The organism is Klebsiella sp. KPN54798, from assembly GCF_021184225.1.
GTDB lineage: Bacteria > Pseudomonadota > Gammaproteobacteria > Enterobacterales > Enterobacteriaceae > Klebsiella > Klebsiella pneumoniae.
Genome location: NZ_CP089234.1, coordinates 258,070 through 269,529 on the forward strand (window position 1 = coordinate 258,070; position 11,460 = coordinate 269,529).

At 59.7% G+C, this 11,460-nt stretch carries 9 protein-coding genes; 4 read left to right on the forward strand and 5 right to left on the reverse strand.

All coding sequences use genetic code 11. The annotated features are described in order from the left end of the window. The first annotated feature begins 43 nt into the window (after positions 1-43). Both LPQ25_RS01210 and LPQ25_RS01215 read left to right on the forward strand, forming a co-directional pair. Positions 44-1,330, forward strand: a complete 1,287-nt coding sequence (locus LPQ25_RS01210) for a dicarboxylate/amino acid:cation symporter (RefSeq protein ID WP_002921438.1) — start codon at positions 44-46, stop codon at positions 1,328-1,330. A 219-nt stretch (positions 1,331-1,549) separates the two neighbouring features. After that, positions 1,550-3,052 (forward strand): M16 family metallopeptidase, encoded by a 1,503-nt coding sequence (locus tag LPQ25_RS01215; protein ID WP_002921436.1) that lies wholly within the window; start codon positions 1,550-1,552, stop codon positions 3,050-3,052. 54 nt (positions 3,053-3,106) lie between these two features. Here LPQ25_RS01215 and LPQ25_RS01220 read toward each other — a convergent pair whose 3' ends face one another. Beyond that, positions 3,107-4,036: a 2-dehydro-3-deoxygluconokinase gene (locus LPQ25_RS01220; RefSeq protein WP_014906807.1), complete on the reverse strand. Its 930-nt coding sequence runs from the start codon at positions 4,034-4,036 to the stop codon at positions 3,107-3,109. A gap of 194 nt (positions 4,037-4,230) precedes the next feature. On the opposite strand from LPQ25_RS01220, the gene LPQ25_RS01225 reads away from it, so the two are divergent. Beyond that, the gene (locus LPQ25_RS01225; protein WP_014906808.1) at positions 4,231-6,282 is read left to right on the forward strand and encodes an AsmA family protein; all 2,052 of its coding nucleotides are present in this window, start codon (positions 4,231-4,233) and stop codon (positions 6,280-6,282) included. Positions 6,283-6,319: 37 nt separating this feature from the next. Here LPQ25_RS01225 and LPQ25_RS01230 read toward each other — a convergent pair whose 3' ends face one another. From LPQ25_RS01230 to LPQ25_RS01240, 3 genes are all read right to left on the reverse strand, one after another. After that, positions 6,320-7,642, reverse strand: a complete 1,323-nt coding sequence (locus LPQ25_RS01230; protein ID WP_004150118.1) for an MFS transporter — start codon at positions 7,640-7,642, stop codon at positions 6,320-6,322. 271 nt (positions 7,643-7,913) lie between these two features. Continuing rightward, positions 7,914-8,945 carry an inner membrane protein YhjD gene (yhjD, locus tag LPQ25_RS01235; RefSeq protein ID WP_014906809.1) on the reverse strand — a complete coding sequence of 344 codons (1,032 nt, stop codon included), beginning with the start codon at positions 8,943-8,945 and terminating at the stop codon, positions 7,914-7,916. A 106-nt stretch (positions 8,946-9,051) separates the two neighbouring features. Continuing rightward, on the reverse strand, positions 9,052-9,951 hold the full coding sequence (locus tag LPQ25_RS01240; protein ID WP_004145179.1) for a LysR family transcriptional regulator: 900 nt from the start codon (positions 9,949-9,951) through the stop codon (positions 9,052-9,054). Between the two features lie 119 nt (positions 9,952-10,070). Between LPQ25_RS01240 and LPQ25_RS01245 the strand changes: the two genes are divergently transcribed. Next, positions 10,071-10,829, forward strand: coding sequence for an SDR family NAD(P)-dependent oxidoreductase (locus tag LPQ25_RS01245; protein ID WP_014906810.1), 759 nt, complete (start codon positions 10,071-10,073; stop codon positions 10,827-10,829). A gap of 34 nt (positions 10,830-10,863) precedes the next feature. Here LPQ25_RS01245 and LPQ25_RS01250 read toward each other — a convergent pair whose 3' ends face one another. Continuing rightward, positions 10,864-11,397: a GNAT family N-acetyltransferase gene (locus LPQ25_RS01250; protein WP_002921333.1), complete on the reverse strand. Its 534-nt coding sequence runs from the start codon at positions 11,395-11,397 to the stop codon at positions 10,864-10,866. Between the last annotated feature and the right edge of the window lie 63 nt (positions 11,398-11,460).

Below are 11,460 nucleotides of genomic sequence, written 5' to 3' on the forward strand. Positions count from 1 at the left end.
AAATATCCCTTCTTGCTCTGTGGTTATTCCCAAAGGACACCCTATGAAAACCTCTATCTTTAAAAGCCTCTATGTCCAGGTTCTGACGGCCATAGCGATCGGTATTCTGCTGGGCCATTTTTACCCGGAACTGGGCGCGCAAATGAAACCCTTCGGCGACGCCTTCGTTAAGCTGATTAAAATGGTGATTGCTCCGGTGATCTTCTGTACCGTCGTGACGGGGATCGCCGGGATGGAAAGCATGAAAGCCGTTGGCCGTACCGGGGCGGTGGCGTTGCTCTATTTCGAAGTGGTCAGCACCATCGCGCTGATTATCGGTCTGATTATCGTCAACGTGGTGCAGCCGGGCGCCGGGATGAACGTCGACCCGTCGACGCTCGATGCGAAAGCGGTGGCGGTGTACGCTGAGCAGGCTAAAGATCAAGGGGTAGTGGCCTTTTTACTGGATGTGATCCCGGGCAGCGTCATTGGCGCCTTCGCCAGCGGCAACATTCTGCAGGTTCTGCTGTTCGCCGTCCTGTTTGGTTTTGCCCTGCACCGTCTGGGCAGCAAGGGCCAGCTGATTTTCAACGTCATTGAAAGCTTCTCCCAGGTTATCTTCGGCATTATCAATATGATCATGCGCCTGGCGCCGATCGGCGCCTTCGGAGCCATGGCCTTTACCATCGGTAAATATGGCGTCGGCACCCTGGTGCAGCTGGGGCAGCTGATCATCTGCTTCTATATCACTTGTATCCTGTTCGTGGTGGTGGTGCTGGGGAGCATCGCCCGGGCCACCGGCTTCAGCATCTTCAAATTTATCCGCTATATCCGGGAAGAGCTGCTGATTGTGCTGGGGACCTCCTCATCAGAATCGGCGCTGCCGAGAATGCTCGACAAGATGGAGAAGCTGGGCTGCCGTAAATCGGTGGTAGGCCTGGTGATCCCGACCGGCTATTCGTTCAACCTCGATGGCACCTCTATCTATCTGACGATGGCCGCAGTCTTTATCGCCCAGGCGACCAACAGCCATATGGATATTTTCCATCAGATCACCCTGCTGGTGGTGCTGTTGCTCTCCTCGAAAGGGGCGGCAGGGGTGACCGGCAGCGGCTTCATCGTGCTGGCGGCGACCATCTCGGCCGTCGGTCATTTACCGGTGGCTGGTCTGGCGCTGATCCTCGGTATCGACCGCTTTATGTCCGAAGCCCGCGCGCTGACTAACCTGGTGGGTAACGGCGTTGCCACGGTGGTGGTGGCGAAATGGGTGAAAGAACTGGATGCCAAACAGATGGATGACGTTCTGAATAACCGTGTTCCGGCGAACAAAACGCACGAATTATCCTCTTAAATCCTCCTCTTAGGCCCGTACTCCCTTGCTGGAGTACGGCCTCCTGCGCATAATTAGAGGTCATTCCCGCCCGGCGGGAATGACACGAAATGATTATTTTACGTTGTCATGCGACATTTTCGTCTCCGTGTGGTCTAACCGACGTATTTCACTCTCACTTTTTTCGGCAGCCCGTCAGTGGGGTGCTGTTGTAACCAGGAATGTTCATCAGGGGTTCACATGCAGGGCACAACAATTAAACTCTTAACGGGCGGTTTGCTGATGGTAGCGGCGGCCGGTTATGTGCAGGCAGAAGCGCTCCAGCCTGATCCGGCCTGGCAACAAGGGACCTTAGCGAATGGTTTGTCGTGGCAGGTATTGGCCACGCCGCAACGTCCCAGCGACCGTATCGAAGTCCGTTTGTCCGTCAATATTGGCTCGCTGAGCGAAAGCACTCAGCAGAGCGGTTTCAGCCGCTTTATTCCCCGCCTGGCGTTGACGCAAAGCGGCAGCCTGCCGACGATGCAGGCGCGCTCTTTATGGCAGCAGAGTATTGACCCGAAGCGTCCTCTGCCGCCGGCCATCGTCTCCTACGATTACACGATGTTTAATCTCAGCCTGCCCAATAACCGCAACGATCTGTTGAAAGAGGCGCTGAGCTGGCTGGCGGACGCCAGCGGTAAACTGGCCATTACGCCTGAATCGATCAATCATGCGCTGCAGGGCAGCGACATGGTGGCGACCTGGCCACTGGATACCAAAGAGGGTTGGTGGCGCTATCGCCTGAAAGGGTCCACCATGCTGGGCCATGACCCCGCCGCGCCGCTGAAGCAGCCGATCGACGTGGCGCAGCTGAAAGACTTTTATCAAAAATGGTACACCCCCGACGCCATGACGCTGATCGTGGTGGGGAATGTCGACAGCCGCAGCGTTGCCGAGCAAATCAATAAGACCTTTGGCGATCTGAAGGGCAAGCGGGAAACCCCCGCAGCGGTGCCGACCTTATCGCCGCTGCCTACCGTGCCGGTCAGCATCATGACCAACGCGGTGCGTCAGGACAAACTGTCCATCATGTGGGATGCGCCATGGCAGCCGATCCGCGACTCCGCGGCGCTGCAGCGCTACTGGCGTGACGATCTCGCCCGTGAAGCGCTGTTCTGGCACGTGCAGCAGAGCCTGAGCAAAAATAACGTGAAGGATATTGGCCTTGGCTTTGACTGCCGGGTGCTATATCAGCGCGCGCAGTGCGCCATCAACATCGATTCCCCGGGCGAGCGCCTGAACAACAACCTGAGCGTGGTTTCGCGCGAGCTGGCGAAAGTGCGGGACAACGGGCTGCCTCAGGAGGAGTTTGACGCGCTTATCGCTCAGAAAAGCCTCGAGCTGCAGAAGCTGTTTGCCACCTATGCGCGCACTGACACCGACATTCTGATGAGCCAGCGCATGCGCTCCCTGCAGAATCAGGTGGTGGACATCGCGCCGGAGCAGTACCAGAAGCTGCGTCAGGAGTTCCTCAACTCCCTGACGGTGGACATGCTGAACCAGTATCTGCGCCAGCAGCTCTCGCAGGACATGGCGCTGGTGCTGCAACAGCCGAAGGGCGAACCGGAATACAATATGAAGGAGCTGCAGGCCACCTGGGAAAAACTGATGGCGCCGAATCCGGCGGCCACGGCGGCTAGCGGCAGCGCCGATACGGTTGACGCCCACAGCGAGGCCAGCGACATCCCGCCGGGGCAGTAACCTAACGCCTCTCCGGCGCGCCAGCGGCGGCCGGAGAGCGCTTTGTGCGGAGAATTACTGCGGCATCGCTTCCCGCGGGATGATCGCCCCGCGATACTGGATCACCGTGCTGGCGGTCAGGTGTCCGCGTCTGGCGGCGGATTCGGCATCGCCGCCGGTCAGGCGAACGGCCAGGTAGCCGGCGCTGAAGGAGTCTCCGGCGGCGGTGGTATCCACCACCTTCTCTTTGGCCAGCCTGACGGCCGGCACTTCCCGCAGCGGTTGCCCGCTAACCGAGACCAGGCAGGCTTCCGCGCCGCGCTTCACCACCACCTCTTCCACGCCGGCGGCGTGGGTGCGGGCGATCACCTCAGCAACCGGTTTTTCTCCCCACAGCGCGTCTTCATCATCGAGGGTCAGAAACGCGATATCGGTGCAGGAGAGCATCTCCTGATAGACCTGCTGCGTTTCCGCCTGGCTGGCCCACAGGCGCGGACGATAGTTGTTGTCGAAGATCACCTTGCCGCCGTTGGCGCGGCACTCACGCAGCAGCGTGAACAGCTTGTCGCGGCTGGCCGGGCTGAGAATGGCGAGACTGATGCCGCTCAGATAGAGATAGTCGAAAGTGGCCAGCTCTTCGCAAATCGCCGCCGCGCGATCGCTCTCCAGCCAGAACTTTGCCGCCGCCTCGTTGCGCCAGTAGTAGAAGGTGCGCTCGCCGGTGTCATCGGTTTCAATGTAATACAGTCCCGGCAGGCGGTCGGCCATCCGCTGGATAAGATCGGTGTTGACGTTTTCCTGTTGCCAGCTGTCGAGCATCTGCTGGCTGAACGCATCGGTTCCCAGGGCGGTGACGTAGTGGACGCTCAATGCGCTGGCATCCGTCTGCCGCGCGATATAGACCGAGGTGTTTAAGGTATCGCCGCCAAAGCCGCGGTTAACGGCCCCGTTTTTCTCTGACAGCTCAATCATGCATTCGCCAATAACGGCAATTTTTTTAGACATAGCCAGAACCTGCAATGGAATCGATATAAGCGCTAGTGTGCGCTGCGCTGTTTTGCTGGTCAATCATATTAAAACATCGTTCCATTATTTTTTTGACCTGACGCGCGTAATGTGACGAAAAGCGCATTTCCAGGATAAACGCCGCTTTTTGACTATATTCAGGACTGACGTGATGCAAAAGGAGCGGAGTAGGGATGAGCAGAACCCGTAAAACGTTGGTTATCATCACAGGAACGATACTATTGCTGATCGTTCTTTTCTTTATCGTGCTGGCCACCTTTGACTGGAACCGGCTGAAGCCGACGATCAATCAGAAAGTGTCCGCCGAACTTAACCGCCCGTTCGCCATCCGCGGCGATCTCGGCGTGGTCTGGGAGCGGCAGCCGGACGAGCGCGGCTGGCGCAGCTGGATCCCGTGGCCCCACGTACACGCGGAGGATATCGTGCTGGGCAACCCGCCGGCCATTCCCCAGGTGACCATGATCCATCTGCCGCGGGTGGAGGCGACCCTTGCCCCGCTGGCGCTGCTGAGCAAAACGGTGTACCTGCCGTGGATCAAGCTGGAGCAGCCCGACGTACGGTTGATCCGCCTTGCGGAAGACAACAATAACTGGACCTTTCAGCTGGCAGGCGATAAGCGTGCTTCGGGCGACAGCGCGCCCTCCAGCTGGTCCTTTCGCCTCGATAATATTCTCTTTGATCGCGGGACTATCGCCATTGACGACAAGATCACCCGCAGCGATATCACCATCCTCGTCGATCCCCTCGGCAAACCGCTGCCGTTCAGCGAAGTGACCGGCACAAAGGATCGCCATAGCGCGGCGAAACCAGGCGACTATGTCTTTGGTCTGTCGCTGAAGGGCCGCTACAAGGGCCAGCCGGTCACCGGCAACGGGAAAATCGGCGGCATGCTGGCCCTGCGCAGCGCAAGCGCCCCCTTCCCATTGCAGGGCGACTTCCACTCCGGTAACACCCGGGTAGCGTTCAGCGGCACGGTCAGCGACCCGCTCAACGTCGGCGGCATTGACCTGCGGCTAAAATTCGCCGGCGACTCGCTGCGCGATCTCTATGACCTGACCGGCGTGCTGCTGCCGGAGACGCCGTCATTCTCCACCGACGGCCGCCTGCGCGCCGACTTTACGCAAAAAAACCGCATGCGCTTTAACTATCAGAATTTTAACGGCCGAATCGGCGATAGCGACATTCATGGCTCCCTGACCTACACCACCGGCAAGCCGCGGCCGAAACTCAGCGGCGATATGGAGTCGAAGCAGCTGCGTCTGGCGGACCTCGGGCCATTAATCGGCGTTGATTCCGGCAAAGGAACGAAGAAAAGCGCTTCGCGCCAGGCGGGGGACCGGCCGCAGCCGGCGGGTAAAGTGCTGCCGGCGGACCGCTTTGAAACCGACAAGTGGCAGGTGATGGATGCCGATGTGCGCTTTAAGGGCCGGAGAATTGAGCACGGCGGCACCCTGCCGATCAGCGATCTGTCGACCCATGTGATTCTGGAGGATGGTGACCTGCGCCTGCAGCCGGTGCGCTTTGGCCTGGCCAACGGGTCGATTGCCGGCAGCGTACACCTGCAGGGCGATAAAAAGCCGCTGCAGGGTGAGGCCAATCTGCAGGCGCGACGCCTGAAGCTGAAGGCGCTGATGCCAAACGTCGAGATGATGCAGAAAACCCTCGGCGAGATGAATGGCGACGTCCAGCTGCGCGGCAGCGGCAACTCGGTGGCGGCCCTGCTCGGCAACAGCAACGGTAACCTGAAGCTGCTGATGAACGACGGACTGATCAGTCGCAACCTGATGGAAATCCTCGGTCTTAACGTCGGTAACTACCTGATCGGCCAGATTTTTGGCGATGAGGAGGTTCGGGTGAACTGCGCTGCGGCCAATATCGACGTAACCAACGGCGTCGCCCGGCCGCAGATTTTTGCCTTCGATACAGAAAACGCGCTGATCAATGTGACCGGGACCGCCAGCTTCGCCTCCGAGCAGCTGGACCTGACCATCGATCCGGAAAGCAAAGGCTTTCGGGTGATCACCCTGCGTTCCCCGCTGTATGTCCGGGGCACCTTTAAATCGCCGCAGGCGGGGGTGAAGGCCGGGCCGCTGATTGTCCGCGGCGCGGTAGCGGCGGCGCTGGCAACCCTGGTGACGCCGGCCGCCGCGCTGCTGGCGCTGATCTCCCCGGCGGAGGGCGATAGCAACCAGTGTCGGACCATTTTGTCGCAGATGAAAAAGTAGAGGAGAGCCCTGACGCCGGGGGCGTCAGGGCGAAGGATCACAACGACTGGTGGCGGGTCTCGTGGGTCAGCAGCAGGGCGATCAGCGTCAGCGCCGCCATCGCCGCCAGATAGGTGCCGACCGCCGCGAGACCGTAGTTACCCTGCAGCCAGGCGGCAATGTACGGCGCGACCGAAGCGCCGAGGATCGACGACACGTTATAGGAGAACGACGCGCCGGTGTAGCGCACTTCCGTCGGGAACAGCTCCGGGAGCAGCGCGCCCATCGGGCCAAAGGTCAGTCCCATCAGGCTTAAGCCCAGCAGCAGGAAGGCGAAGACCAGCAGCGGATTGCCGGAGCCCAGCAGCGGTTTAAAGGCGAACAGGGCGAACAAAATAATCATCGTGGTGATGATAATCATGCTCTTGCGACGACCAAAAGCGTCCGCCAGCAGGCCGGCGACAGGCACCATTACGCCAAAGCCAATCACCGCCATCATCAGCATCCACAGCACTTCGTTACGCGGCAGACCCAGGCCATTCGGCGCCGCGCCGGTGCTGAAGGTCATCGAGTAGACGGTCATGATGTAGAACAGGGTATAAGTGGCCAGCATGATGAAGGTGCCCAGCACCGTCACCCGGACGTGTTTGGTCAACAGGGTACCCAGCGGGATTTTGACCTGTTTTTTCGCCGCCGCTACTTTGGCGAAGACCGGGGTCTCATGCAGCGAGACGCGAACATACAGACCGATGATCACCAGCACCGCGGAGAAGATAAACGGCACGCGCCAGCCCCACTCCATAAACTGCTGGTCGGTCAGCAGCCAGGAGAGCAGCAGGAAGGTGCCGTTGGCGAAGAAGAAGCCGATCGGCGCGCCCAGCTGTGGGAAGGAGCCGTACAGGGCGCGCTTGCGCGCCGGGGCGTTTTCCGTAGCCAGCAGCGCTGCGCCGCCCCATTCCCCGCCGAGGCCAAGGCCCTGACCGAAACGCGCCAGCGCCAGCAGCATCGGCGCGACAATGCCAATGCTTTCATAGCCGGGCAGCAGGCCGATCACCACGGTGGAGATCCCCATGGTTAACAGCGAGGCCACGAGGGTGACCTTCCGGCCGACGCGATCGCCGAAGTGGCCAAACAGCGCGGAGCCGATCGGCCGGGCGACGAAGGCGATGGCGAAGGTGGCCAGCGACTGTAGGGTGGCCGCAGCGGCATCGCCCTGCGGGAAAAAGATATGCGGGAAGACGATGACCGCGGCGGTGGCATAGATGTAGAAGTCGAAAAACTCAATGGCGGTGCCAATGAGCGAGGCGACAACAACCTTGTTGCGTGAGTTGACCGGGGCGGTTTCCTGCGTGTTTTCGAGAGTGGTGGCTGTGGCTTGCATAGATCTTTCTTATTTTTGCGCGAACGAAAAGCCATATAGCCACAGCCACAGGGACATTTCAATCTGTAACAAACGCGGAAAATGGGCAAAAAAGAGGCAAAAAGCGGATAATTTTTACACCAGTAAAAATAGTTCTATGAAATGCTTCACACAATTAAAAAGATAGAGAATAAAACCAGTTTTGAGTTAAATAAAAGTTACATGCTGGATTTATCTGCTGAAATCAAGCGCGAGGATGAATTTTGCCTCTTTTATTCATCCTCGCAATACCTCAGCGGTGGGTTTTGCCCGGCATCCGCCGGTCGTCTTTATACTCCGCGGTGGCGATCCACGCGGCGCAGAATAGCGTCAGGCGGGCGAAGAAATAGAAAAAGGCCATCAGCCCCAGCACCGATCCGAACGCCGCCCCGGAGGGGGATTTCACCAGCGCCGGCAGCGTCCAGGTCATGACGATTTTTATGATTTCAAAGCCAATCGCCGCGATAAGCGTGCCGCGAAACAGGGCCTTGCGCCGCGGACGATGGCGCGGCAGGCGCCAGAAAATCCAGAAAAAGAGCAGATAGTTGGCAAAAATCGAGATGGCGAGGCCGATTAGCCGCCAGGCGGGTTTCAGCCATTCAATGTTGTCGAGATACAGCGCGGAGATAATCATCTGCTGGGCGGAGCCGGCGACGGAGGTGATGGACAGCGTAATAATCAGCGCCACCAGCAGACCGATCAGCGAGATAAGATCGCGGAAGTACTTTACCCAGATTTTCTCCTCGTCCTGCGGCCGGCGCTCCCAGACGTCGCGCGATTGAGCGCGGATCGCTTCGCGCAGGTTGCCCATCCAGTTAATACCGGAATAAAGGGCGACCAGCAGGCCGACCAGACCGACGGCGGTGCGCTGTTGCACCGCGGTGTTGATGGTGTTTTTCAACGTTGCCGCCAGCGTTGGGTCGCTGACGTTTTGCAGAATTTTGTCGAAAATGTCCTGCAGCAGGGTTGGGTGCCAGGCCAGCACGAAGCCGGCGGCGGCAAAGGAGACCATCAGGATCGGGATCATCGACAGGAACGAGAAATAGGTGATAGCCGCCCCAAACTGATTGCCGAGCCGGTCATTGAAGCGCTCTGCGGCGCGCAACAGATGGGCGATCACCGGGTTGCGCTGCACTTTGGCCGCCGTTCCGGTGACGGTCTTCAGCGCCTGGCTGGCTTTTTGCCCGACGGCGGTGTCATTGAGGGCCTCGGGCGTGCTTTTGCTTTTCTCCGGCTGCGTATCCGGTTCCTGTGGCGGGCGTCGATCGTCGTTTTCCGGCGTCATACGTAATTTCTTCCTTTTTTACAGCGAGATTCAGCAAAAAGTATACCTTAAATGCCGTATCCTGCAGGAATGCCTCTCCCCGCCGCCCGTTTTCCGGCCGCGCCGCTCAATCGACATACGCTTTCATAAGCCCGCCCAGCCACTCCATAAACAGATTTACCCGGCGGGAGAGATTGCGCCGGTGCGGGTAGATCAGCGAGACCGGCAGCGGCTCGGCGCGGTACTGGGGCAGGATCTCAATCAGGTCGCCGGCGCGTAACGCCTCGCGCACGCCGGTGCGTGGCACCTGAATAATCCCCAGCCCGGCGATACAGGCTGCCTGATAGGTTTCCGTACTGTTGACCGTCAATATGCCGCCGGTTTTTACCCAGCGCACCGCGCCGTCGATCATTACCTCAAAGCCGGGGGGACGGACCCCGAGGGTGCTGGCGTAGTGGATCAGGGCATGATCCGCCAGATCCTCCAGGGATTGCGGATAGCCAAAACGCGCCAGATAGTCCGGGCTGGCGCAGTTAATTTGCGTCAGCTTGCCCAGCGGCCGGGCAATCAGCCCTGAGTCTTTGAGCGCGCCGACGCGCACCACGCAGTCAAACCCCTCGCGGATCACGTCCACCAGCCGATCGCTGCTGCTCAGCTCCAGTTCGATGCCCGGATATTGCTGTAAAAAAGTCGGCAGATGCGGGATCACCATTTTTTTAGCAAAACCGACCGGCATATCCACCCGCAGCCGGCCGCTGATGCTCGCCGGATCGTGCTGGAACATGCCGTCCAGTTCGTCGAGGTTGCTCAGCAGATCTTTCGCCCGCTCGTAGTAGACCATCCCATCCTGGGTGAGCTGGACCCGGCGGGTGGTGCGGTGCAGGAGCCGCACGCCAAGATGGCTTTCCAGGGCCTGAATCTGTCGCGAGACGCTACCCTTAGGTAGCGCCAGGGTCTCGGCGGCGCGGGAGAAGCTCTCCAGATCCGCTACGCGAATGAATAACTGCATTGCATGAATTTTATCCATGCCGATCGCCTATTGTTGTTGTTACTGAAACAGTAAAACGCAATATAGCGTATTTATTGTTGCATGAGCAGTTAATAAGCTACAACACAATCACAACGCAACCTGAAAGGGGTCTTCTGATGACACAACGTATCGCTTTAGTGACCGGCGGCAGCCGCGGTCTGGGTAAAAACGCCGCGTTGAAGCTGGCGGCAAAGGGAACCGATATTCTTTTGACCTATCACAGCAACCGCCAGGCGGCCCTCGACGTGGTGGCGGAAATAGAGCAAAAAGGGGTCAAAGCGGCAGCATTAGCGCTGAACGTCGGCGATTCCACAACATTTGACTCATTCGCCAGCGAGGTGGCGCAGGTGCTGGCGCAGAAGTGGGGACGCACAACCTTTGATTATTTACTGAACAATGCCGGGATCGGACTCAACGCGCCCTTCGCCGAGACCAGCGAAGCGCAGTTTGACGAGCTGATGAATATCCAGTTCAAAGGGCCGTTTTTCCTGACCCAGCGTCTGCTGCCTCTCCTGCAGGATGGGGGGCGTATCCTTAATGTCTCCAGCGGCCTGGCGCGCTTTGCCCTGCCGGGCTATGCGGCCTACGCCGCGATGAAGGGGGCGATGGAGGTTCTGACCCGCTATCAGGCGAAAGAGCTGGGCGGACGGGGGATATCGGTGAACATCATCGCGCCGGGGGCCATTGAGACTGACTTTGGCGGCGGGGAGGTGCGCGATAACGCCGAGGTGAATCGGCATATCGCCGCCCAGACTGCGCTGGGGCGCGTTGGGCTGCCGGATGATATCGGCGACGCCATCGCCGCCCTGCTCAGCGATGAGCTGGCGTGGATGAACGCGCAGCGTGTGGAAGTCTCGGGTGGGATGTTCCTCTGATCCTGACTGCCCCCAGCCTGTGACCGGCGGTGCGCTACGGCGCATCGCCCTCCCCACGCAGCCGACCGAACAGCCAGTCGTTGTGCCAGCGTCCGTTGAGCCAGTAGTTTTCCCGCAGCTCTCCCTCCAGCCGGAAGCCGGCTTTGAGCAGTAACTGCTTAGACGCCTCGTTGCCGGCGGTGACGCTGGCGGTCAGGCGGCGGACGCCGCCGGTGGTAAAGGCGTAGTCGCACAGCGCGCGCAGCGATTCGTAGCCGTAGCCCCGGCCCTGCGCTGCCGGGGCGAAGAGAAAGCCAACCTCGGCAATGTCGCGCTGATGATGCTGGTAACCGGTCAGGCCGAGCGGGGTATGGGTCAGCCTGTCGCGCACCACCAGGCACAGCCAGTGTTCATCCCCGGGCGTCCACGGCGGCAGCCGCGAATCGAACGCCTCGCGGATGGCCGCCTGCGGTCGGGGATCGGCGACGTAGAGCATGACCTGCGGATCCTGCTGCAGGGAAAGAAAAAACGACCAGTCGTCCAGCTGCAGCGGTGAGCAGCGCAGGCGCGGCGTCAGAAGTTCAGGCATAAGCGTCGTTCCGGGCAGGGCGAATCCTCTGAACATAGCAGGAGAAAGCCGCCGGGAACAGCC